This is a genomic window from Bradyrhizobium sp. WSM1743, from assembly GCF_000473065.1.
GTDB lineage: Bacteria > Pseudomonadota > Alphaproteobacteria > Rhizobiales > Xanthobacteraceae > Bradyrhizobium.
Genome location: NZ_AXAZ01000014.1, coordinates 22,431 through 46,442 on the forward strand (window position 1 = coordinate 22,431; position 24,012 = coordinate 46,442).

General features: G+C 65.2%; 20 protein-coding genes. 6 read left to right on the forward strand and 14 right to left on the reverse strand.

Annotation, left to right across the window (positions count from 1 at the left end; translation table 11 throughout):
* Positions 1-110: 110 nt before the first annotated feature.
* The 3 genes from YU9_RS0111525 (at position 111) to YU9_RS0111535 (ending at position 2,480) form a co-directional block, all read left to right on the forward strand.
* Positions 111-1,334, forward strand: a complete 1,224-nt coding sequence (locus tag YU9_RS0111525; RefSeq protein WP_027572962.1) for a divergent polysaccharide deacetylase family protein — start codon at positions 111-113, stop codon at positions 1,332-1,334.
* Between the two features lie 74 nt (positions 1,335-1,408).
* Complete coding sequence (locus YU9_RS0111530; RefSeq protein WP_027572963.1) at positions 1,409-1,915, forward strand: RNA pyrophosphohydrolase; 507 nt, start codon at positions 1,409-1,411, stop codon at positions 1,913-1,915.
* Positions 1,916-1,979: 64 nt separating this feature from the next.
* Positions 1,980-2,480, forward strand: coding sequence for an RNA pyrophosphohydrolase (locus tag YU9_RS0111535; protein WP_027572964.1), 501 nt, complete (start codon positions 1,980-1,982; stop codon positions 2,478-2,480).
* A 127-nt stretch (positions 2,481-2,607) separates the two neighbouring features.
* Here the strand turns inward: YU9_RS0111535 and YU9_RS0111540 are convergent, their stop codons facing one another.
* The 6 genes from YU9_RS0111540 to YU9_RS0111565 all read right to left on the reverse strand — a co-directional run bounded on the left by YU9_RS0111540 (position 2,608) and on the right by YU9_RS0111565 (position 9,540).
* The gene (locus YU9_RS0111540) at positions 2,608-4,260 is read right to left on the reverse strand and encodes an adenylate/guanylate cyclase domain-containing protein (protein ID WP_027572965.1); all 1,653 of its coding nucleotides are present in this window, start codon (positions 4,258-4,260) and stop codon (positions 2,608-2,610) included.
* A 166-nt stretch (positions 4,261-4,426) separates the two neighbouring features.
* Entirely contained in the window at positions 4,427-4,834 is a 408-nt protein-coding gene (locus tag YU9_RS0111545) for a F0F1 ATP synthase subunit epsilon (RefSeq protein ID WP_027572966.1), read from the reverse strand.
* 89 nt (positions 4,835-4,923) lie between these two features.
* Complete coding sequence (atpD, locus tag YU9_RS0111550) at positions 4,924-6,366, reverse strand: F0F1 ATP synthase subunit beta (RefSeq protein WP_027572967.1); 1,443 nt, start codon at positions 6,364-6,366, stop codon at positions 4,924-4,926.
* A gap of 34 nt (positions 6,367-6,400) precedes the next feature.
* Positions 6,401-7,276, reverse strand: a complete 876-nt coding sequence (locus YU9_RS0111555) for a F0F1 ATP synthase subunit gamma (protein WP_027572968.1) — start codon at positions 7,274-7,276, stop codon at positions 6,401-6,403.
* A gap of 174 nt (positions 7,277-7,450) precedes the next feature.
* The gene (atpA, locus tag YU9_RS0111560; protein WP_027572969.1) at positions 7,451-8,980 is read right to left on the reverse strand and encodes a F0F1 ATP synthase subunit alpha; all 1,530 of its coding nucleotides are present in this window, start codon (positions 8,978-8,980) and stop codon (positions 7,451-7,453) included.
* Positions 8,980-9,540 (reverse strand): F0F1 ATP synthase subunit delta, encoded by a 561-nt coding sequence (locus YU9_RS0111565; RefSeq protein ID WP_027572970.1) that lies wholly within the window; start codon positions 9,538-9,540, stop codon positions 8,980-8,982. The genes atpA and YU9_RS0111565 overlap by 1 nt, the downstream gene beginning before the upstream one ends.
* Before the next feature lie 660 nt (positions 9,541-10,200).
* Here YU9_RS0111565 and YU9_RS0111570 point away from each other — a divergent pair.
* Positions 10,201-10,698 (forward strand): septal ring lytic transglycosylase RlpA family protein, encoded by a 498-nt coding sequence (locus YU9_RS0111570; RefSeq protein ID WP_027572971.1) that lies wholly within the window; start codon positions 10,201-10,203, stop codon positions 10,696-10,698.
* Between the two features lie 264 nt (positions 10,699-10,962).
* On the opposite strand, the gene YU9_RS0111575 is transcribed toward YU9_RS0111570, so the two are convergent.
* Positions 10,963-13,173 (reverse strand): primosomal protein N', encoded by a 2,211-nt coding sequence (locus YU9_RS0111575; protein WP_027572972.1) that lies wholly within the window; start codon positions 13,171-13,173, stop codon positions 10,963-10,965.
* A 111-nt stretch (positions 13,174-13,284) separates the two neighbouring features.
* On the opposite strand from YU9_RS0111575, the gene YU9_RS0111580 reads away from it, so the two are divergent.
* On the forward strand, positions 13,285-14,250 hold the full coding sequence (locus YU9_RS0111580; RefSeq protein ID WP_027572973.1) for a tyrosine recombinase XerC: 966 nt from the start codon (positions 13,285-13,287) through the stop codon (positions 14,248-14,250).
* Positions 14,251-14,495: 245 nt separating this feature from the next.
* Positions 14,496-15,086 carry a DUF4337 domain-containing protein gene (locus tag YU9_RS0111585; RefSeq protein ID WP_027572974.1) on the forward strand — a complete coding sequence of 197 codons (591 nt, stop codon included), beginning with the start codon at positions 14,496-14,498 and terminating at the stop codon, positions 15,084-15,086.
* Positions 15,087-15,265: 179 nt separating this feature from the next.
* Here the strand turns inward: YU9_RS0111585 and YU9_RS0111590 are convergent, their stop codons facing one another.
* The 7 genes from YU9_RS0111590 to YU9_RS0111620 all read right to left on the reverse strand — a co-directional run bounded on the left by YU9_RS0111590 (position 15,266) and on the right by YU9_RS0111620 (position 24,009).
* Entirely contained in the window at positions 15,266-15,796 is a 531-nt protein-coding gene (locus YU9_RS0111590; protein ID WP_027572975.1) for a hypothetical protein, read from the reverse strand.
* Between the two features lie 34 nt (positions 15,797-15,830).
* A complete protein-coding gene (lpdA, locus tag YU9_RS0111595) occupies positions 15,831-17,231 on the reverse strand; it encodes a dihydrolipoyl dehydrogenase (protein ID WP_027572976.1) in 1,401 nt (466 codons plus the stop codon).
* 57 nt (positions 17,232-17,288) lie between these two features.
* Positions 17,289-18,050 carry an SDR family oxidoreductase gene (locus tag YU9_RS0111600; protein ID WP_156951827.1) on the reverse strand — a complete coding sequence of 254 codons (762 nt, stop codon included), beginning with the start codon at positions 18,048-18,050 and terminating at the stop codon, positions 17,289-17,291.
* 52 nt (positions 18,051-18,102) lie between these two features.
* Complete coding sequence (gene odhB / locus YU9_RS0111605; protein ID WP_027572978.1) at positions 18,103-19,341, reverse strand: 2-oxoglutarate dehydrogenase complex dihydrolipoyllysine-residue succinyltransferase; 1,239 nt, start codon at positions 19,339-19,341, stop codon at positions 18,103-18,105.
* 172 nt (positions 19,342-19,513) lie between these two features.
* A complete protein-coding gene (locus tag YU9_RS0111610) occupies positions 19,514-22,471 on the reverse strand; it encodes a 2-oxoglutarate dehydrogenase E1 component (RefSeq protein WP_027572979.1) in 2,958 nt (985 codons plus the stop codon).
* A 137-nt stretch (positions 22,472-22,608) separates the two neighbouring features.
* Positions 22,609-23,493 carry a succinate--CoA ligase subunit alpha gene (gene sucD / locus YU9_RS0111615; protein WP_027572980.1) on the reverse strand — a complete coding sequence of 295 codons (885 nt, stop codon included), beginning with the start codon at positions 23,491-23,493 and terminating at the stop codon, positions 22,609-22,611.
* Between the two features lie 36 nt (positions 23,494-23,529).
* Complete coding sequence (locus tag YU9_RS0111620; RefSeq protein WP_027572981.1) at positions 23,530-24,009, reverse strand: DUF1579 domain-containing protein; 480 nt, start codon at positions 24,007-24,009, stop codon at positions 23,530-23,532.
* Positions 24,010-24,012 lie beyond the last annotated feature (3 nt).

Consider the following 24,012-nt stretch of genomic DNA (forward strand, 5'->3'; position numbering starts at 1 on the left):
TCCTCGAGCCGCCCTTTTTGCTTGGAACTCCTGCCGTCCTCGGCCTATCCCGGCCTGCCGCCGCTTGACCGCGGCGTGGTATCGTCGGCTGGAGTGATTCGGGATCGCGCATGACTGAAACGGCCGATGATCTGAGCGCCCCGCTCGGACAGGACAAGCTGCGCCGGAAACGCCGGCTGCGGCTCCCGTTCACCGCCATGCAGCTGCTTGCCTTGCTGCTCGGCCTGTTCCTCGTCGCCTTTGCCGGCTTCGCCATCTTCAACAAGGATCCGCTCGGCGGCGAGCCGATGACGCGGATCGCGATCCGCGAGCCCAACGCAACTGACAAGGCCGCGGACGAGAAACCGGCGGCCTCCGGCCATGGTCAGGAGAGCAAGCAGGACACCAAGGAAGCGCCGAAGCAGGCCGTCCCCGGTGAGCAGAAGACCATCACCATGATCGACGGCTCGACCGGCGCCCGCCACGACGTGGTGATCGGCAGCGGCGATGCCGCCGACAAGGGCGAGGCAGCGTCCGCCCCGCCGCCCGTCATGGCCGGGATCAATCCGAAGCTGCTGGAGAAGTCGCGCTATGGCATGATCCCCGTGGTCGCCGACGGGCTGAAGCCGTTCAACGTCTATGCGGCAGACGCCGACCGCGCCAAGGCCGCCAAGATGCCCGTGGTCGCGATCGTGATCGGCGGCCTCGGCGTCGGCGCCGCCAAGACCCTAGATGCTATCATGAAGCTGCCGGCGGCGGTGACGCTGGCCTTCACGCCCTATGGCGCCGACCCCGGCAAGCTCGCCGAGCGGGCCCGCGCGCAGCGCCACGAGATCTTCCTCCAGATCCCGATGGAGCCCTACGACTTCCCCGACAACGATCCGGGGCCGCAGACGCTGCTGACCTCGCTCAGCCCCGACCAGAACATGGACCGCCTGTACTGGCATCTGAGCCGGATGCAGGGCTATGCCGGCCTCACCAATTTCATGGGCGCCCGCTTCATCGCGACTGAGCCCGCGATGCAGCCGATCATCCGCGAGGCGGCCAAGCGCGGCCTCGGCTTCTTCGACGACGGCTCCTCGCCCCGCAGCATCGCGCCGCAGACCGCGGCGAATCAGGCGATGCCGTTCGGCAAGGGCGACATCGCGATCGACGTGGTGCCGACCCCGACCGAGATCGACCGCGCCCTGAACAAGCTCGAAGCGACGGCGCGGGAGCGCGGCATCGCTGTCGGCACCGCGTCCGCCCTGCCCGTCTCGATCGAGCGCATCGGCGCCTGGACCAAGACATTGGGCGACCGGGGTATCCTTTTGGTGCCATTGACAACCGCGATGCTGAAATCAAAATCCAGCTAAATCAACGAATTGGTACGGCACGGGTCTCGCGGGGCCGGCATGCCTTCCAAAACGCAGGCGAGAGGTCTGGCGGAATGGCGCGTTACGAGGATCTGCCCTACCGGACCTGCGTCGGTGTGATGCTGATCAATCCAAAGGGACTGGTGTTCATCGGCCGCCGCGCTGGCGGCATCGAGCATGTCGACGACGCCCATGTCTGGCAGATGCCGCAGGGCGGCGTCGATCCCGGCGAGGACACCTGGGAAGCTGCCAAGCGCGAGCTCTACGAGGAGACCAGCGTACGCTCGGTCGAGCGGCTCGGAGAAGTCCCGGACTGGCTCACTTACGACATTCCACGCACGGTTGCGGGGCGCGCCTGGAAGGGCCGTTATCGCGGCCAGCGCCAGAAATGGTACGCGGTGCGCTTCACCGGCAAGGACAGCGAGATCAACGTCGAAAAGCCCGGCGGCGGCGGCCACAAGGCGGAATTCGTGAGCTGGCGCTGGGAGCCGATGCAGAATCTGACTGGGCTGATCATTCCCTTCAAGCGCCCGGTCTATGAGCGCGTGGTGCAGGAATTTTCCGCGCTGGCGGACCAATAATCTCTATTGTCATTCCGGGGCGCGCGAAGCACGAACCCGGAATGACGACGAGAGATATTTGCAAGTGACCAATCAAAAACCCTACCGCCCCAACGTCGGCATCGCCCTCTTCAACACCGATGGCCGTGTGCTGATCGGCCACCGCTTCAAGGGCGACGGGCCCGAGATCATCCTGCCGGGCCTCGACTGGCAGATGCCGCAGGGCGGCGTCGACGAGGGCGAGAACTTACGCGATGCGGCGATGCGCGAGCTCTGGGAGGAGACCAACGTCGTCAGCGCCGACTATCTCGGCGAGACCGACTGGTTCACCTACGAATTCCCGCCTTACGACGGCCCACAGACGCACCGTCTGGCAAAATTTCGCGGCCAGCGGCAGAAATGGTTCGCGCTGCGCTTCACCGGCAAGGACGAGGAGATCGATCCGCTGACGCCGCGCAACGGTCAGCCCGCCGAGTTCGACGCCTGGCGCTGGGAGCGGCTCGACCGTGTCGCCGATCTCGTGGTGCCGTTCCGCCGCGAGGTCTATCGCGCGGTGGCGCGAGAGTTTGCGGCTCTCGCAAACTGAAACTGCGAAAACAACCCCATGCACAGTAGCGATGGGGTTGAAATCGCTGGAGAATTTTCGGCCGGAAATTTCGGCGTGAGTGGACACCGTTCTTCGGAGCGCTAGTCGCGTCTAGTCAGGGCAAATCCTAATTGATCGGGCCCACCGTGAACGGGCCGATGGCGATGACGTGGCAGTCGCTGTCGCGCTTGGCGCAGTCGGCGAGCGCGGAGGTGACGGCGGTCTGCTCGTCGGCGGCCTTGAGGCCGAGGCCGGGGCGGCCCGCGGTGCCGACGGCGATGGCGTTCCAGCCCGTGGCGTCGGTGAGCTTGCGTACGACCTCACCGCGCGCGTCGGCCACGATCGAGGCGTTGGAGGCGGCATTGAAGAAGCCGGTGATCCTGAACAAGGTCGGGATCGGCACCACGAAATTGTCGTCGATCGCGACGACCAGGCAGGCGACGCCGGCGATCGCACCACATGATTCCAGCGAGCGCCGGGCGGCATCGTCGGCGGACGAGGCGCCCAGCACCATGAAATATTGTCCGCCCGGACCGAGTGCGATCGAGCGGGATTTCGCCGCAGGCACGAACATGTTCTCAAGCCGGACCTTTTGCGGAGCGCGCACGATGGGAAAATCCTTCGAGGCGAATGCCCGCTCGGTCGTGGCGTCATGCCGGAAGTACGGGGCCGGCGGCATCGGCGGCTTGCCGTGGCTGTAGACGACGTTGTTGCCGACCACATAGAGCTCGCAGCGCCGCGGCGATTGCGCGGCATCGGCGCGCTTCTGGCACTGCTCCAGCGCCATGCTGCGCGCGGCCTCCTCGTTCGGCTGGTTCAACGCCGAGCCGGTGAAGCCGCCGACATTGAGCGCGAAAGCCTTGTAGTCGCCGGCAGCGGAATAGTCCCCGGCCAGGAAGTTGCGAACGCGCTCGTTGATAAAGGGCACGCTGTCGGCGGCAAACTTGCCGACCACGGGCGAGGCGGACGGCGACGGCATCGGAGCCATCGCGGCGCTGGCGTTCGGCGGCGCCGTCGGCGCCTTTGCGACCTCGGTCGGCGTCGGGCTCGTCGGCACTGCACTTGCAGACGGCGCGGCGCTTGGCGTCACGGCGGGCGGCGATGCGGCGGTCGCAGTCTGCTTGAGCTTGGTATTGTAGAGAAAGCCGGTGACAACGATCCCGACGATCGCGACCACGGCGACCACCAGCGGCCACATCCACACCGGTGCGGCGGCCACCTTCGCAGCTGCCTTTTTCAGCTGCGGCTTGGAATAGCTGCCGTCCTCGCGCCGCATCGCCACCATATAGGCGTGCACCGGCGTCGGGATGTTCTTGACCTCCTGCGCGCCGATATCGGCGAAGTGCACCGACAGCTTGTTGGCGACCTGCTCGTGCACGGCGCGGGAGACGCAGATGCCGCCGACCTCGGCAAGCCCCTCCAGCCGCGCGGCGATGTTGACGCCGTCCCCTAACAGATCGCCGTCGCGCTCGACCACGTCGCCGATGGTGATGCCGATCCGAAACGACATCTGCCGGCTCGGCGGATAGGCCATGTTGCGGGTCCGCAAACTTTCCTGGATGTCGATCGCGCAGCGCACCGCATCGACCGCGCTCGGAAATTCCGCGAGCACGGCATCGCCCGCCGTGTTGAAGATGCGCCCGCCAGCCTTGGCGATGAAATCGTCGACGACCTCGCGATAGGAGGCGAGACGCCGCAGCGTCTCCTCTTCGTCTTCCGCGACCAGCCTTGAATACCCTGCAATATCGGCTGCGAAAATCGCTGCGATCTTGCGTTTCATCTGCCACCGGCCCCCGGGAACAAATCCGCGAGCGCAGAATGCCGCCATCGGCGGCGCGGTGCAACAAAGTTTCAGCGCCCGCCACGGTGGTGACGAGCGCTGAACCTGTTCAGGGATGCTTTTGCAGGAATGTCTTTTTCGAGCCCCGGAGCGGGTGCCCCGGGGCCTAGTGCATAGCCGTGGAGTTGAGCTGGTGCTGGATGCTCTTGAAGTGGTCCAGCCGCTCGATGGCCTGATCGAGCTCGCTGCCTTCGTGCTCCTTCAGATTCTCTTCCATCTCGGCGATCGTCTCGGCGAACTGGGCACGGTCGAGCTCGGCCAGCGACGTCGCGACGTCCGCGAGCACGGTCAGGCCCCTGTCGGAGACTTCGGCGAGACCGCCGAGTACGATGATCTTTTCGTGGCGGCCAGCCGTGGTCACGGTGAGGATGCCCGGCCGGATCGCTGCCACGACCGGCGCATGCCCCGCCAGCACGCCGAAATCACCCTCGACGCCGGGGATGTCGACCTGGTCGACCTCACCCGAGAAGGCGAGCTTTTCCGGAGAGACGAGATCGAAGTGGAAGGTGGCCATGGTGTACCTGCGAGTAGCGAATAGCGAATGGCGAGTAGCGAACCGGGTGGGAGCAGCGCTATTCGCTACTCCCTATTCGCCATTCGCCCTTAGGCGGCTTCCGCCGCCAGCTTCTTGCCCTTCTCGACGGCTTCTTCGATGGTGCCGACCATGTAGAAGGCGGCTTCCGGCAGGTGATCGTACTTGCCTTCGACCAGGCCCTTGAAGCCCTTGATGGTGTCGGCGAGGTCGACGAACTTGCCGGGAGAGCCCGTGAAGATTTCGGCGACGTGGAACGGCTGCGACAGGAAGCGCTCGATCTTGCGGGCGCGGGCCACGGTCAGCTTGTCCTCTTCCGAAAGCTCGTCCATGCCGAGAATGGCGATGATGTCCTGGAGCGACTTGTAGCGCTGCAGCACCTGCTGGACCTGACGGGCGACGGCGTAGTGCTCCTCGCCGACGACCAGCGGGGAGAGCATGCGCGAGGTCGAGTCGAGCGGGTCCACCGCCGGGTAGATGCCCTTTTCCGAGATCGCGCGCGACAGCACCGTGGTCGCGTCCAAGTGCGCGAACGAGGTCGCGGGCGCCGGGTCGGTCAAGTCGTCGGCCGGCACGTAGATGGCCTGCACCGAGGTGATCGAGCCCTTCTGCGTGGTGGTGATGCGCTCCTGCAGCGCGCCCATGTCGGTCGCGAGCGTCGGCTGATAACCCACGGCGCTCGGAATACGGCCGAGCAGCGCCGACACTTCCGAACCCGCTTGCGTGAAGCGGAAGATGTTATCGACGAAGAACAGCACGTCCTGACCCTGGTCGCGGAAGTGCTCGGCGACAGTCAGACCGGTCAGGCCGACGCGGGCGCGGGCGCCCGGCGGCTCGTTCATCTGGCCGAACACCAGCGCGCACTTCGACTTCACGCTCGGATCCGGATTATGCGGATCGGCGTTGACCTTGGATTCGATGAACTCGTGATAGAGGTCATTGCCCTCGCGGGTCCGCTCGCCGACGCCGGCGAACACGGAGTAACCGCCGTGCGCCTTGGCGACGTTGTTGATCAGCTCCTGAATCAGCACGGTCTTGCCGACGCCGGCGCCACCGAACAGGCCGATCTTGCCGCCCTTCGCATACGGAGCGAGCAGATCGACGACCTTGATGCCGGTGACGAGAATTTCGGCTTCGGTCGACTGGTCGGTATAGGTCGGCGCCTCCTGGTGGATGGCGCGGGTGCCTTCCGACTTGATCGGGCCGGCCTCGTCGATCGGCTCGCCGATGACGTTCATGATGCGGCCCAGCGTACCGGCACCCACGGGAACCGAGATCGGCTGACCGGTGTCGGTCACTTCCTGGCCGCGCACCAGACCTTCGGTGGCGTCCATCGCGACGGTGCGGACGGTCGACTCGCCGAGATGCTGCGCGACTTCCAGCACCAGGCGGTTGTTGCCGTTCTTCGTCTCCAGCGAGTTGAGAATGGCCGGCAGGTGGCCTTCGAACTGCACGTCGACGACGGCGCCCATGACCTGGGTAACGCGACCGATCTGTGTGGCTGCTGTAGCCATTTACTGTCTCCTTCGATCCGAATTTCGTGTCCGGTCAGACTGCTTCTGCGCCGGAGATGATTTCGATGAGTTCCTTGGTGATCTGAGCCTGACGCGTGCGGTTGTAGACCAGCGTCTGCTTGCGGATCATTTCGCCGGCGTTGCGAGTGGCGTTGTCCATCGCCGACATCTGCGCGCCGTAGAACGAAGCGTTGTTCTCGAGCAGGGCGCGGAAGATCTGCACCGCGAGATTGCGCGGCAACAGGCGCGTGAGGATCTCGTCCTCCTCCGGCTCGTATTCGTAAGAGGTCGCGCTGCCGTTCGCAGCGCCTTCCTCGACAACCAGCGGAATGATCTGCTGGGCGGTCGGGACCTGTGCGATCACCGACTTGAATTGCGAGTAGAACAGCGTGCAGACGTCGAACTCGCCGGCGTCGAAACGGGCCAGCACCTTCTTGGCGATGTCCTCGGCATTGACGAAGCCGAGCTGGCGCACGCTGCGCAAATCCATGTGCTCGACGATCTGCTTGTCGAACTGGCGGCGCAGCTGCTCGTAGCCCTTGCGGCCGACGCAGAAGAACTTCACGTCCTTGCCCTGCGCGATCAGCGCGAGGGCGCGCTCGCGCGCCAGGCGCACGATCGAGGAGTTGAAGGCGCCGGAGAGGCCGCGCTCGCCGGTGCAGACCAGCAGCAGATGCACCTGATCCCTGCCGGTGCCGGCCAGCAGCGCCGGCGCGCCGGGCGAACCCGCCGCGGCGCTGGCGATGTTGGAGATCACCGCGCTCATCTTGTTGGCATAGGGACGCGCCGCTTCCGCGGCGGTCTGCGCGCGGCGCAGCTTCGAGGCTGCGACCATCTGCATGGCCTTGGTGATCTTTTGCGTCGCCTTGGTGGAGGCGATGCGGACGCGCATGTCTTTAAGTGACGCCATTCTTCGTTCACCCCGGCGGTTCGACCCTAACGATCAAGCCGCTAGCCTATCCCAGTCGTCATGCCCGGGCTCGTCCCGGGCATCCACGTGCCGCCTCACACGTCGATAGACGTGGATGGCCGGGACATCAAATGCGAAGACGCGCTTCGCGCTTTTGCCCGGCCGTGACGCCGCTTACGCGAAGCTCTTCGCAAAGCCTTCGACCGCCGACTTCAGCTTGGCAGCGATGTCGTCGGCGAGATCGCGGCTATCGCGAATCGCGTTGAGGATGTCGGCGTGCTTGCCGCGCAGCAGCGAGAGCAGGCCGTCCTCGAACGCGCGCACCTTGTTGAGCGGAAGCGGATCGAGATAGCCGTTGGTGCCGGCCCAGATCACGCAGACCTGCTCTTCCATCTTCAGCGGCGAGAATTGCGGCTGCTTCAACAGCTCGGTGAGACGCGAACCGCGGTTGAGCAGGCGCTGCGTCGAGGCGTCGAGGTCGGAGCCGAACTGCGCGAACGCCGCCATTTCGCGGTACTGCGCGAGCTCGCCCTTGATCTTGCCGGCGACCTTCTTGGTGGCCTTGGTCTGCGCCGAGGAGCCGACGCGCGACACCGACAGACCGACGTTCACCGCGGGACGGATGCCCTGGAAGAACAGGTCGGTTTCCAGGAAGATCTGCCCGTCGGTGATCGAGATGACGTTGGTCGGGATGTAGGCCGACACGTCGTTGGCCTGGGTTTCGATGACCGGCAGCGCCGTCAGCGAGCCCGAGCCCTGGTCCTTGTTCAGCTTCGCCGCGCGCTCGAGCAGGCGGGAGTGCAGATAGAACACGTCGCCCGGATAGGCTTCGCGGCCCGGCGGACGGCGCAGCAGCAGCGACATCTGGCGATAGGCGACGGCCTGCTTGGACAGATCGTCATAGATGATGACCGCGTGCATGCCGTTGTCGCGGAAGTACTCGCCCATGGTGCAGCCGGTGAACGGCGCGATGTACTGCATCGGCGCCGGATCGGAGGCGGTGGCGGCGACGACGATCGAGTATTCGAGCGCGCCCTGCTCTTCCAGCACCTTCACGAACTGCGCGACGGTCGAACGCTTCTGGCCGACCGCGACGTAGACGCAGTACAGCTTGATGTTCTCGTCGGGCTGCGCGTTGAGCGGCTTCTGGTTCAGGATGGTGTCGAGCGCGATCGCGGTCTTGCCGGTCTGACGGTCGCCGATGATCAGCTCGCGCTGGCCGCGGCCGATCGGGATCAGGGCGTCGATCGCCTTGAGGCCGGTCGCCATCGGCTCGTTCACCGACTTGCGCGGAATGATGCCGGGCGCCTTGACGTCGACGCGCATGCGCTTGTCGGCCTGGATCGGGCCCTTGCCGTCGATCGGGTTGCCGAGCGCGTCCACGACGCGGCCGAGCAGGCCCTTGCCGACCGGGGCGTCCACGATGGCGCGGGTGCGCTTGACGGTCTGGCCTTCCTTGATCTCACGGTCGGCACCGAAAATAACGACGCCGACGTTGTCGGTTTCGAGGTTCAGCGCCATGCCGCGGGTGCCGTTCTCGAATTCGACCATTTCACCGGCCTGGACGTTGTCCAGACCATAGACGCGGGCGATACCGTCGCCGACGGACAGCACCTGTCCGACTTCGGAGACTTCAGCTTCCTGGCCGAAATTCTTGATCTGGTCCTTGAGGATCGCGGAAATTTCCGCGGCGCGGATGTCCATCAGCCTGCCTCTTTCATCGCGTGCTTGATCGAATTGAGTTTGGTGCGAAGCGAACCATCGACCATGCGGCTGCCCAGCTTGACGACGAGGCCACCGATGATCGCGGGATCGACTTTCACGTTCAGCGCGACGTCCTTGCCGGTCACCGACTTCAGGGCAACCTTGAGAGCGTCGAGATTCTTGTCCGAGAGCGCTTCCGCCACGGTGACGTCGGCCGTCGTCTCGCCCTTGAACTTGGCGACGAGAGCGCGATAGGCGCGAATGACGTCGGCCACCGCGAACAGGCGGCGGTTGGCGGTCAGCACTTTGAGGAAGTTGGCGGAGATGCCGGCGATGCCGGCCTTGTCCAGCACGGCCGAGAGGGCCCGGGACTGGGCGTCCGCCGCGAACACCGGGCTGCGAACGAGGCGCTTCAGATCGGCGCTTTCGTTCAGCAGGGCGTCGAATTTGTCGAGATCGGCTTTGACCTCGTCGACCACTTTCTGGTCGCGGGCCAGTTCAAACAAGGCCGTTGCATAACGGCCGGACACACCTGAAACGGACGTATCTTCTGCAGCCACAGACGCGCTCTTTTTGCTGTCAAACTCGCAAGGGAAAAACCGTCGCCACGAAGCGGCGCCTAGCGATCCAAGCCCTTGGAATTCAAGCGGGACTTCGATTTTCGACCAGCACGGGAGGTGCCGGGCTCGTTAAAATCGCGGCTTTGCTAACATAGCAGGCGCGCAGGTGCAACATGACGCCAAATTAAAGGCATGAGGTTCTGTCGCCAGTTCGTCGCAGCCGGCGACGCCTCGAGAGCGACGGTGACGAGCTGGCACCGACGTCCTCCCACGTTGCGGAAATTGGGCGAGAGCCTTGCCGCGATTCCCTCCGTTGGTTCCTGCCGCCAGCGCATAGCGGCCATGAACACGAATCGCTGAGGCGTGAATCCGACCTCGCCAGTTCCACGCGCCGAATACTTACCCAATTCTAAACGATCGAGACGATGACTTCGTTTTACAGTATTTCTGAGTAATCAATAGATTAATAAATCGTTAAAGCCGAAGATTACGGAACATCGGCTGAATATCCTGCCCCGGTAACAAGATATTTCACGACGAAACATTGCAGATTTACTGCCTAATTCACGCCTCATTAGGAATCGAAACGCCAACCCGCTCACAAACTGATGGGGGCTCCACTAGCCACATATGTGGCAATACTAGCTTAGGGACCACTAAATGCTGTCTTTGAAGACGCTTGGCTCTGTGACCCGGCCGCGCACGGCGATTGCTTTCGTAGCCGCAACTCTCCTCGTCGGTGGAACTGCCACCGAAGCTTCCGCCAAATCCAGGCATCACCGGCATCATCACCGCCACCACGCCCAAGCTGAGACCAACGCCGCCTCCGATTGGCGGAATGCCAATGCGTCGATGACGCCGACCTCCGGCACCGGCCACAGCTTCTCCGGCATGGCCTCCTATTACGGCAACGAGTCCGGCAGCCGGACCGCCTCGGGCCAGCGCTTCAACCAGAACGCCTTGACCGCGGCGCACCGTTCGCTGCCATTCGGCACCAAGCTGCGTGTCACCCACCGCGGTCAGAGCGTGGTCGTCACCATCAACGACCGCGGTCCGTTCATTCGCGGCCGTGTCCTCGACCTCTCCACCGGCGCTGCCCGCGCCATCGGCCTCACCGGCGCCGGCGTCGGCCGCGTCACCGCGGAAGTCGTCTCCTAAGGCGTTCGCCTTAGTTCGCACGCGCAGTTTTCATCAGTTTGATGCGCGCACGAAACAAGCCCGTGGTCTTGGGGGACCGCGGGCTTTTTTTGTTGGCCGTGATCCCGCACGTGTCCCGGACAAGCTGCAATGCCGCACGGCATTGCAGCGCAGAGCCGGGACCCAGAGCAACACCGTACAACGCGGCGACATGGGCCCCGGCTCTGCAGCGCATTGTCGAAGAGACGCTGCGCTGCGTCCGGGCACGAGCGGAGAGAGTGATCCCTACAAAAAGCTCTGCGGATCGACGTCGACCTCGAGCTTCAAATTGCCCGTCGGCTTCGGGCAGACCGCGAGCCAATTGCGCAAGTAGTCCGACAGATCGAAACCGCGCGCCGATTTCACCAGAATGCGGAAGCGGTAGCGGCCCTTGATGACGGCGAGCGGGGCTTCGGCCGGGCCGAGCACCACGACGCGCTCGTCGCGCGGCGCGAGCGCGACGAGCTTGCGGCCGAAACCGTCCGCGCTCGGGCGGTCGCCTCCGGAAATGATCAGGCTCGCGAGCCGGCCGAACGGCGGATAGAGCGTCTTCTCGCGCAGATCGATCTCGCTGTCGTAGAAGGCCTCGCGGTCGCAGGCGATCAACGCCCGCATCACGGGATGATCGGGCTGGTGGGTCTGCAGATAGCCGACGCCGCGGCCCTGCTCGCGACCGGCGCGGCCGATCACCTGGTTGAGCAATTGCCAGGTGCGCTCCGCCGCGCGCGGATCGCCGTTGGAGAGGCCAAGATCCGCATCGATCACGCCGACCAGATTGAGCCGCGGGAAGTTGTGACCTTTGGCCACGAGCTGCGTGCCGATGATGATATCGACGCGGCCCTCCGCGATTTCGGCAAGCTCGCTTCGCATCGTCTCGATCGAGGTGATGAGGTCGCTCGACAGCACCATGGTGCGAGCTTCCGGGAACAGCGCGGCCGCCTCCTCCTGCAGGCGCTCGACGCCGGGACCGACGGCCACCAGCGATTCCTCGGCCGAGCAGTTCGGGCAGATATGCGGGCGCGGCATCGAGAAGCCGCAATGGTGACAGACCAGGCGCTGGCGAAAGCGGTGATCGACCAGCCAGGCGTCGCAGATGGTGCAGGCGAAGCGATGGCCGCAGGCACGGCACAAGGTCAGCGGCGCATAGCCGCGACGGTTGAGGAACAACAGCGCCTGCTCGCGCCGCTCGATCGCGGTTCTGATCTCGCCGGCAAGCCGCGGCGAGATGAAGCGGCCACGCGCCGGCGGCTCGCGGCGCAGATCGATCGCCTCGATATGCGGCATGTGCTGGCCGCCGAAGCGCGAGGGCAGCGCGATGCGCTGATAGCGGTTCTTGCGCGCATTGACCTCGGACTCGACCGAGGGCGTGGCGGAGGCCAGCACGATCGGGATCTTGGCGATATGCGCGCGCACCACCGCCATGTCGCGGGCGTGATAGTGCACGCCGTCGTCCTGCTTGTAGGCCTGGTCGTGCTCCTCATCGACGACGATGAGGCCGAGATTGGCGTAAGGGAGAAACAGCGCAGAGCGCGCGCCGACCACGACCGGCGCGGTGCCTGCGGAGATCGCGGCCCAATTGCGCGCACGGGTGCGCGGGGTGAGCTCGGAGTGCCACTCGATCGGCCGCACGCCAAAACGCTGCGCGAAGCGATCGAGGAACTGGCCGGTGAGCGCGATCTCCGGCATCAGGATCAGCGATTGCTTGCCGCGGCGGATCGCTTCCGCGACCGCCTCGAAATAGACCTCGGTCTTGCCCGAGCCGGTGACGCCGTCGAGCAGCGCGACGTGGAAGGTGCCATTGGCCGCGAGCGCGCGCATCGTATCGACCGCGGCGCGCTGCAGCGGGGTAAAATCCGGCCGGCCGAATTCCGGATCGGGCGCCGGCGGCGGCGGAGGCGGCGGCATCGGCTCCACCGTGAGCGTGCCTTCATCGACCAGGCCGTCGATCACGCCTGAGGAGACGCCGGCTTCCTTGGCCGCCTCGGACTTGCCGTGCAGCAGCCGGTCCGACAACAGCGCGATCACCCGCTGCCGCGCCGGCGTCAGCCGCTTCGGGGGATCGCCGGTCAGGCGCACGCCGGCGCGCGCCCGCTCCGGGCCGAGATTCTCGCCCATGCGCAGGCACATGCGCAGCACCATGCCGCGCGGGCTCAGCGTGTAATTGGCGACCCAGTCGACCACCTGGCGCAGCTCGGGCTTGAGCGGCGGGATATCGAGCTTCTCGCTGACCTCCTTGAGGCGATTGTGCAGGCGTGGATCGGGATTGGCGTTCTCGCCCCAGACCACGGCGAGCACCTCGCGCGGGCCAAGCGGCACGCCAACGAGATCGCCCGCCTTCAGCTCCATGCCGCGCGGCACCTTGTAGGAATAGGTCTGGTCGAGCGCGACCGGCACCAGCACGTCGACCATGCGGGTCGCGTTGGCGGGGGCGGTGTTGCTACGCGGCGATTGGTCCATGAGCTGAGAATCGGAACCCGGGGCATTGAGGCTAGCGCCGCGCGGCGGCCTTAGCGAACGATAAACGAGTGTGATGCGATATACTGTGCGGAATCACCACGTCCAGAGCGCATGAGCAAAGCGGCCGCACCCTTAATCGAGCTCGCCAGCGCCGATCCCTCGATCGCGCAGGAGATGACGCGCTGGCTGGCGCATCTCGGTGCCGAACGGCGGCTGTCGCCGAAGACGCTGGAGGCCTATGGCCGCGACTTGCGGCAGTGCCTGGATTTCCTTTGTGCCCATTGGGGCGAGCGCGTGACACTCAAGCGTTTCGCCGCGCTGGAGGCCACCGACGTGCGCGCCTTCATGGCGATGCGCAGGGCCGACGACATTGCCGGCCGCAGCCTGATGCGGGCGCTGGCCGGCCTGCGTTCGTTCGGCCGTTTTTTGGAGCGCGAGGGCAAAGGCAAGGTCGGCGCATTGTCGGCCATCCGCGCGCCAAAAGTCGCAAAAAGCTTGCCGAAGCCGCTGCCGATGGCTTCGGCAAAGCGTCTTGCCGATGCCGACGAGCGCGCCGGCGAGGAACGCGAGACCTGGATTCTGGCGCGCGATGCTGCGGTGATGGCGCTGCTCTACGGCTCGGGCCTGCGCATCTCCGAAGCGCTCGGCCTGCAACGCCGCGAGGTGCCGCGGCCCGGCGAAGGCGATGTGCTGGTCGTGACCGGCAAGGGCAACAAGACGCGCATGGTGCCGGTGCTGCAGAACGTGCTGGAGCTGGTGCAGGAGTACGTCGCGATGTGTCCGTATCCGCTGCCGGCGGAAGGTCCGATCTTCGTCGGCGCGCGCGGCGGCCCCTTGAGCCCGCGCATCATCCAGCTCGCGTTGGAGCGGCTGCGCGGCGCGCTCGGCCTGCCCGACAGCGCCACGCCGCACGCGCTGCGCCACTCCTTCGCCACGCATCTGCTGTCGCGCGGCGGCGACCTACGCGCCATCCAGGAATTGCTCGGCCATTCCTCGCTTTCGACCACGCAGATCTACACCGGCATCGATTCCGAGCGGCTGCTCGAGGTCTATGCGAGCGCGCATCCGCGGCGCTGAAGCCTTACAGGCTCTCGTGCCCCGGACGCGGCGCAGCGCTCCTTCAGCGGTGCGCTGCGGGGCCCGCGCTACCGCGCAATCGTCTGAAGCTTCTGGGTCCCGGCTCAGCGTCGCAGCGTTACACGCTGCGCCGCGTCCGGGACACGAGCGCCGACAGACTGACATACTCTCGTCATAGCTCGCGTGCCTCTTGCGCGTCGCGCGCGGTTCGGTCAATCGTTGCGGAACCGAGGCAGGAGGATTTTATGAGCGCACATGAAAGCATGGAGCATGCCGAGCACGCCGAGCACGCGTCCGGCTCGAACAAGAAGATCGCGCTCCTGATTGCCGTGCTGGCGCTGTTCCTGGCGATCTCGGAGACGCTCGGCAAGGGTGCCCAGACCGAATCGATCAGCAAGAACGTCGAGGCCGCCAATCTCTGGGCGTTCTTCCAGGCCAAGAGCATCCGCCGCACCGTGGTGCTGACCGCGGCCGAGCAGGGCAAGCTGACGCTCGCCGGCACGAGCGACGACGCGCTGAAGGCGTCGGTGCAGAAGCAGGTCGAGGACTGGACCAAGACCGCGCAGCGCTACCGCTCCGAGCCCGAGACCGGCGAAGGCACCGAGCAGCTCGCCGAGAAAGCCAAGCATGCCGAGCACGATCGCGACGAGGCGACCGCGAAATACCACCATTTCGAGCTGGCCTCGGCCGCCTTCCAGATCGGCATCGTGCTGGCCTCCGCCACCATCATCACCGGCATGCTCGCGCTCGCCTATGTCAGCGGCGTACTGACGCTCGCCGGCCTGATCATGACCGCGCTCGGCCTATGGTGGCCGCACCTGTTGCATTTGCATTAGGACGCGCTTCTACGCGCGCTTGAAACCACACGAACAGTGTCATGCCCCGGCTTGACCGGGGCATCCAGTACGCCGCGGCCTATCGATTCAATAACGGCCGTCTCTGGAATACTGGACCGCCCGGTCAAGCCGGGCGATGACAGCGAGTGTGTGGTGAACAGCGAAGATGTTGCAGGCAGCTATCGCGCCTGGTGCACGCTCTTCCTAAAACGCTGGATCAGGCGCAGCGTGCGGGAAGACCAGCCCTCGCCGTCGCCGGCGATCAGCTCGCGGATGCGGCGCTTGATCGGGTCGACCAGCTGAGCGGCCCTGGCGCGCACTCTCAGCACCAGATCATAGATCCGCTCGAACCAGTGCATCTCCAAGAGCTTGGCGCGCGTCACGTCGAACACGAAGGCGGTGACGCCGACGCCAAGCATCTTCGCGAATACGATCGTGACGACGGCGCTGGTCCAGTATTCGTGCGCGAGCAGCCACAGGCCGACCAGCTTGAGCGGAAACAGCGGGATGATGGGGACCGCGAACACGATCAGCGTCATGGCCGGCGACAGCGCATCGACGCGCTCCGTCAGCCAATGCTTGAAGCGCGCGAGCGGGATGGCTGCGACAACCCGCGCGACGATCGGTTCGAGATGGTCCCAGAGCCAGGCTTCGATCAGGAAGACGATCGCAAGCAGGACCCAGACCGGTTGCAGAAGGCGGCGCAGCATGTGTTTCCCGCCCGGTTCGGTGCTGGGCGCTAGCCTACATATGGATGGCCCGCTTGCCGACTGCAAGCGCGGCTTCCTTGACCGCCTCCGAGCGGGTCGGATGGGCGTGGCAGGTGCGCGCGAGATCTTCCGCGCTGCCGCCAAACTCCATGAGAACGCAGGCTTCATGGATCATTTCGCCGGCTTCGCGGCCGATAATATGCACGCCGAGCACGCGATCGGTCTTCGCATCTGCGAGAATCTTCACAAAGCCGTCGGTGGTCTGGTTGACCTTGGAGCGGCCGTTGGCGGTAAAGGGAAACTTCCCGACGGTATAGGCTGTGCCCGCCTGCTTCAGCTCCTCCTCGGTCTTGCCGACGGAGGACACTTCCGGCGTGGTATACACGACGCCCGGGATCACGTCGTAGTTCACGTGGCCGGCTTGCCCTGCGATGATCTCCGCGACCGCAACGCCTTCGTCCTCGGCCTTGTGCGCGAGCATCGGGCCGGCGACGACGTCGCCGATGGCATAGACGCCCTTCAGGCTGGTGGCGAAATGCGGATCGATCTGCACGCGGCCGCGATTGTCGAGCGCGACGCCGGCTTCCTTCAGGCCGAGCCCGTCGGTGTAAGGCGTGCGGCCGATGCAGACCAGCACGACGTCGGCTTCGATGGTCTCGGCGGTCCCGCCGGCAGCCGGCTCGATCTTCGCGAGCAATGCCTTGCTGTTCGCTTCGACGCCGGTCACCTTCGAGCCCAGCTTGAATGCAAAGCCCTGCTTTTCAAGCATGCGCTGGAATTGCTTGGCGATCTCGCCGTCCATGCCGGGCAGGATGCGATCGAGGAATTCAACCACCATGACCTCTGATCCGAGCCGGCGCCACACAGAGCCGAGTTCGAGCCCGATCACGCCGGCGCCAATGACCAGCAATCTGCCTGGCACCTTCTCCAGCGACAGCGCGCCGGTCGACGACACGATGCGCTTCTCGTCGATCTCGATGCCCTTGAGACGCGCGATGTCGGAGCCGGTGGCGATCACGATATTCTTGGTCTCGACCACCTGCGACTTGCCGTCGGCGGAGACCTCGACCTTGCCGGTGCCTAAGATCTTGCCGGTGCCCTTGAGCACGTCGATCTTGTTCTTCTTCATCAGGAACTCGACGCCCTTGACGTTGCCGTCGATGCCCTGCTGCTTGAAGTTCATCATCGCGGGCAAATCGAGCTTCGGCGCGGAAACGCTCACGCCCATCTTGGCGAAGGAATGGCCGGCTTCCTCGAACATCTCGGAGGCGTGCAGCAGCGCCTTCGACGGCATGCAGCCGACATTGAGGCAGGTGCCGCCGAGCGTTGCGTTCTTTTCGACCACGGCGACTTTCATGCCGAGCTGGGCCGCGCGCACCGCGCAGACATAACCGCCCGGTCCGGTGCCGATGACGACGAGATCGTAGGTAGCCATGAGAGAAAGTCCCGTAAGGTTAGGCGTGATGAGGATGTGTCAGCGTCCGCAGGTGCATCAGCGTCCGCCGGACACATCGAGAGTGGCTGCGGTGATGTAGGAGGCCTCGTCCGACATCAGCCAGACGATGGCATTGGCGATTTCGTCAGCGGTGCCGACGCGCTTCATCGGCACCATATGCGCCAGACGATGGGCGCGATCGGGCTCGCCGCCGGCGGCGTGGATTTCGGTGTCGATCAGGCCCGGGCGAATGCCCGCGACGCGAATGCCTTCGCCGGCAACCTCGTAGCCGAGGCCGATGGTGAAGGAATCGATCGCGCCCTTGGACGCGGCATAATCGACATAGGTGTTGGGTGCGCCGAGCCTGGCTGCGACCGACGACAAATTGACGATGACGCCGCCCTTGCCGCCATGCTTGGTCGACATCCGCTTCACCGCCTCGCGCGCGCAGAGGATCGAGCCGGTAACGTTGACCGCCAGCACGCGCTGGATGCGCTCGGCCGACATCTCGTCGACGCGCACGCCACTCTTGCCGACAATGCCGCCATTGTTGACGAGGGCGCCTAAAGTGCCGAACTTGTCGGCTTCCCTGAACAGGTTGAGGATGTCGCTTTCCTCGGCGACATCGCATTTCACCGCGATGGCCTTGCCGTTGCTGGCCTCGATCGTAGCTACGACCTCTTCGGCGGCCGCCTTGTTGCTGGCATAGCCGACCACAACGCGAAAGCCGCGCGCGGCCGCCGCAAGCGCGGTCGCCCGCCCGATGCCGCGGCTGCCGCCGGTGATGACAACGACTTTATCCGTCACGCGCGCCTCCATGGTTCGACACGCGCCGCCGCGAATGGCGACGGCGCTCGCAGAGCATCAGGGATCAGAGATCGAGCACCAGGCGTGCCGGATCTTCCAGGCTCTCCTTGACACGGACCAGGAAGGTGACGGCTTCCTTGCCGTCGATCACGCGGTGATCGTAGGACAGCGCCAGATACATCATCGGGCGGACCTCGATCTTGCCGCCGACGACCATCGGCCGTTCCTGGATCTTGTGCATGCCGAGGATACCGGACTGCGGCGCGTTCAGGATCGGGGTCGACATCAGCGAGCCGTAGATGCCGCCATTGGTGATGGTGAAGGTGCCGCCCTGCATCTCGTCGATCTTGAGCTGGCCATCGCGGGCGCGGCGGCCGAAATCGGCGATGCTCTTCTCGATGTCGGAGATCGACTTGTGGTCGCAGTCGCGCACCACGGGCACGACCAGGCCCTTGTCGGTGCCGACGGCGACGCCGATGTGATAGTAGTTCTTGTAGATCAGATCGCTGCCGTCGATCTCGGCGTTGACGGCCGGGATGTCCTTCAGCGCCTGCACGACGGCCTTGGTGAAGAAGCCCATGAAGCCGAGCTTGGCGCCATGCTTCTTCTCGAACGCATCCTTGTAGTGCGCGCGCAGCGCCACGACGTTGGTCATGTCGACCTCGTTGAACGTCGTGAGCATGGCCGCAGTGTTCTGCACGTCCTTGAGGCGGCGCGCGATGGTCTGGCGCAGGCGGGTCATCTTGACGCGCTCTTCGCGGGCGGCGTCATCGGCCGGCGACGGCGCGCGCACCTGCACGGCGGCGGCGGGCTGGTTCACCGGGGTCGGCGCGGATGCGGCGCGCTCGATCGCGGCCAGCATGTCGCCCTTGGTGACGCGACCGTCCTTGCCGGAGCCCGGAACCGTCGAGGCGTCGATGCCGGTCTCGGCCGAGAGCTTGCGCACGGACGGGGCGAGCGGCGCATCGGCCGGCGGCGCCTTCGCGGCAGCGGGAGCCGGCGCGGGAGCAGCGGCAGCAGCAGGAGCAGCAGCCTTGGCAGGCGCGGCGGCGGGCTTGGCAGCACCGGCACCATCGGTGATCTGGCCGAGCAGCGCGCCCACGGCAACGGTCGCGCCATCGGCGGCGATGATCTCGCTCAGCGTGCCGGCGGAGGGCGCGGGGACTTCGATGGTGACCTTGTCGGTCTCGAGCTCCACCAAAGGCTCGTCGACGGCGACGGGGTCACCGGCCTTCTTGAACCAGCGGCCGATGGTGGCCTCGGTGACGGATTCGCCGAGCGTCGGCACACGAATTTCAGTCATGGTCTCTTCCTTAAGGGATCGCTGGTAGCGGTCATGAATTCAAATGTCATCGGCCGGCGAAAAGCAGGCCATCCAGCGAGCCGGGGCGTTTGCAATCACGCCGCGGCTACTGGATGCCCCGCTCCGGTGCGCTGGTTGCGCACAAGGCGGGGCATGACGCAGTTCAAAAAGTTCAGCTCAGTGCTTCGTCCAGGAACGCCTTCAGCTGCGCCTGATGCTTCGACATCAGACCCGTGGCGGTCGCGGCGGAAGCGGCGCGGCCGACATAACGCGGACGCCGGCTCGCACCGTTCACCTGGTTCAGCACCCATTCCAGATAGGGCTCGATGAAGTGCCAGGCACCCATATTGCGGGGCTCTTCCTGGCACCACACCACTTCGGCCTTCTTGAAGCGGGACAGCTCGACCACCAGCGCCTTCAGCGGCACTGGATAGAGCTGCTCGACGCGCATCAGATAGATGTCGTCGATGCCGCGCTTCTCGCGCTCCTCGTAGAGGTCGTAATAGACCTTGCCCGAGCACAGCACGATGCGGCGGATCTTCTCGTCCGGAACGAGCTTGACGGCTTCGTTCGGCAGCATCTGGGCGTCATCATAGAGGATGCGGTGGAAGGTCGTGCCCTTCGCCAGCTCTTCGAGACGCGACACCGCCCGCTTGTGACGCAGCAGCGACTTCGGCGTCATCATGATCAGCGGCTTGCGGATCTCGCGATGCAGCTGCCGGCGCAGCACGTGGAAGTAGTTCGCCGGCGTGGTCGGGTAGACCACCTGCATGTTGTCTTCCGCGCACATCTGCAGATAGCGCTCGAGGCGCGCCGAGGAGTGCTCCGGTCCCTGGCCCTCATAGCCGTGCGGCAGCAGGCAGACGAGGCCGGACATGCGCAGCCATTTGCGCTCGCCCGAGGAGATGAACTGGTCGAACACGACCTGCGCGCCGTTGGCGAAGTCGCCGAACTGGGCCTCCCACAGCGTCAGTGTGTTCGGCTCGGCGAGCGAATAGCCGTATTCGAAGCCGAGCACGGCCTCTTCCGACAGCAGCGAGTTGATGACCTCGTAATGGCCCTGCTCGTGACCCAGATGGTTGAACGGCGTGTAGCGGCTCTCGTCCTCCTGGTCGATCAGGACCGAGTGGCGCTGCGAGAAGGTGCCGCGCTCCGAATCCTGTCCGGACAGACGGACGTGGTGGTTTTCGTTGAGCAGCGAGCAGAACGCCAGCGCCTCGCCGGTCGCCCAGTCGATGCCGGTACCGGTGTCGATCGCCTTCGAGCGGTTGTCGAGGAAACGCTGGATGGTGCGGTGAACGCGGAAGCCGTCCGGCACCTTGGTGATCTTGCGGCCGATGTCCTTCAGCGTGGCGATGTCGACGCCGGTGACGCCGCGCCGCGCATCCTCTTCCTGGTCGGCGATCTTGAAGCCCGCCCATTTGCCGTCGAGCCAGTCGGCCTTGTTCGGCTTATAGGAGGTGCCAGCCTCGAACTCGGCATCCAGCCGCGCGCGCCAGTCGGCCTTCAGCTTGTCGACCTCGCCCTCGGTGACCACGCCCTCGGCGATCAGGCGCTTGGCATAGAGCGACAGCGTCGACGGATGAGCCGCGATCCGCTTGTACATGACCGGCTGGGTGAACGCCGGCTCATCGCCCTCGTTGTGGCCGTAGCGCCGATAGCACCACATGTCGATGACGACGGGCTTGTGGAACTTCTGCCGGAACTCGATCGCGACCTTGGCCGCGAACACGACAGCTTCCGGATCGTCGCCGTTGACGTGGAAGATCGGCGCGTCGATCATCTTCGCCACATCCGACGGGTAAGGCGAGGAGCGCGAGTAGCGCGGATAAGTCGTGAAGCCGATCTGGTTGTTGACGATGAAGTGCACGGAGCCGCCGGTGCGGTAGCCCTTCAGGTCCGACAGGCCGAAGCACTCCGCGACCACGCCCTGGCCGGCGAACGCGGCGTCGCCATGCATCAGGAGCGGCATCACTGAGATGCGCATATCTGGCGGATCGCCGTGCTGGTCCTGCTTGGCGCGGACCTTGCCGAGCACCACGGGATCGACGATCTCGAGATGCGAGGGGTTGGCGGTCAGCGACAGGTGAATGCGGTTGCCGTCGAACTCGCGGTCCGAGGAGGCGCCGAGGTGATACTTGACGTCGCCGGAGCCTTCGACGTCCGCCGGGTTGGCGGAGCCGCCCTTGAACTCGTGAAACAGCGCGCGGTGCGACTTGCCCATCACCTGCGTCAGCACGTTGAGGCGGCCGCGATGCGGCATGCCGAGCACGATCTCCTTCACGCCGAGATTGCCGCCGCGCTTGATGATCTGCTCCAGCGCGGGGATCAGCGATTCACCGCCGTCGAGACCGAAGCGCTTGGTGCCGGTGAACTTGGTGTCGCAGAACTTTTCGAAGCCCTCGGCTTCGACCAGCTTCATCAGGATGGCTCTACGGCCTTCGCGCGTGAACGAGATCTCCTTATCGGGTCCCTCGATGCGCTCCTGGATCCAGGCCTTCTGCGCGGCATTGCTGATATGCATGAACTCAACGCCGAGCGTCTGGCAGTAGGTGCGCTCGCAGATCGCGGTGATCTCGCGCAGCGTGCCGTATTCGAGACCGAGCACGTGGTCGAGGAAGATTTTGCGGTCGTAATCGGCTTCGCTGAAGCCGTAGGTGCGCGGGTCGAGCTCTTCGCGATTGCGCTGAGCTTCGATGCCGAGCGGGTCGAGCTTGGCGTGGAAGTGGCCGCGCATGCGGTAGGAGCGGATCAGCATCAGGGCGCGGACGGAATCGCGCGTCGCCTGCAGCACATCGGCGGAGGAGATGTCGGCGCCCTTGGCTTGCGCCTTGGCGGCGATCTTGGCGCCAACCGCCTTCTCGACTTCGGCCCAATTGCCGTCGAGCGCGGAGGTGAGGTCATCCTGCGGGGCCAGCGGCCAGTTGGCGCGCTCCCAGGACGGCCCTTCCGCGTTCTTGCTGATGTCAGCGGGCTGGTCGTTCAGGCTCTTGAAGAACTCCTGCCACTCGGCGTCGACCGAGGACGGGTCCTTCTGGTAGCGGGCGTAGATTTCGTCGATGTAGGTGGCGTTGGTGCCCTGCAAAAAGGATGACAGGGCAAAGGCTGCGTTCGCGTCCTGGCGAGACATACTTGAGTTCCTGGCGATTTCGGTTCGCGCATAACAAACGGCGCTGGCGCCGAGCTCCCCCGACAGGGCTCGACGCGACAGGCACCCTTTACCCTATTTGCTGCGAAACTTCGCCCGGAAAAGCACGAAGAAGTGAATTAGCTCTTCAACTTTTCGGCAAGGGTATGGCCGAGGCGGGCCGGCGACGGAGACACTGTAATCCCTGCCGATTTCATCGCCTCCGTCTTGGAACCGGCGTCGCCCTTGCCGCCGGAGATGATCGCGCCGGCATGACCCATGCGGCGGCCGGGAGGAGCGGTGACACCGGCGATGAAGCCGACCATCGGCTTCTTGCGGCCCCGCTTGGCCTCGTCCTTGAGGAACTGGGCGGCGTCCTCCTCGGCGGAACCGCCGATCTCGCCGATCATGATGATCGATTCGGTCTTGGGGTCGGCGAGCAGCATCTCCAGCACGTCGATGAACTCGGTGCCCTTGACCGGGTCGCCGCCGATGCCGACCGCGGTGGTCTGGCCGAGGCCTTCCTGGGAGGTCTGGAACACGGCCTCATAGGTCAGCGTGCCGGAGCGGGAGACGATGCCGACCGAGCCGGTCTTGAAGATGTTGGCGGGCATGATGCCGATCTTGCACTCGCCGGCGGTCATGACGCCCGGGCAGTTCGGTCCGATCAGGCGCGACTTGGAGCCGATCAGCGAGCGCTTCACGCGCACCATGTCGACAACAGGAATGCCCTCGGTGATGCAGACGATCAGCGGGATCTCGGCATCGATCGCTTCGCAGATCGCATCCGCCGCGCCCGGCGGCGGCACGTAGATCACCGACGCGTCCGCGCCGGTCTTCTCACGCGCCTCGCGCACGGTGTCGAACACCGGCAGGCCCAGATGCGTCGCGCCGCCTTTGCCCGGCGAGGTGCCGCCGACCATCTTGGTGCCGTAGGCGATCGCGGCCTCGGAATGGAAGGTGCCGTTCTTGCCGGTGAAGCCCTGGCAGATGACCTTGGTGTTCTTGTCGATCAGGATGGACATGAGGTCTGCTTTCGCGAAACTAACAGAGTGAGAGGGTCAGTGGATGCGGCGGTAGACGCCGGTGAGGACGTCAGCCCAGCCTTCCGCGTCCGGCGAGAACTGGATCTTCAACGAATAGGAATTGTCGTCGATGATCTCATAGACGTGGCGCGCATTGCCGCGGAGCGAGCCGCGCACCAGCGTCAGGGTCTTGCCGACCCACCCGCCGGAGGCGGGCGAGGGCGGCGTGTAGCCGAGCGAGTCGTACCAGAACAATTTGTAGGTCCGGTCGTCGCGGTCGAAGGTGAAGATGCCGTGGGTGGCGAAGACCTGCTTGCCGTCGCGCATCTGGACCGAGTCCTGGATCAGATAAAATCCATTGAGGTCCATGCGCGCGACGACGTGAGAGGTCGCCGGCCCGCCCGCCGTCCAGCGCGACGGGAAGACCATCTCTTCGCCATCCCATTCGCCGGCGAGCGCGGCGAGACGCGCATGCTCGGGGAGCGGAGATGATGCGGCGAGATGGTCCTGGGCCATGGC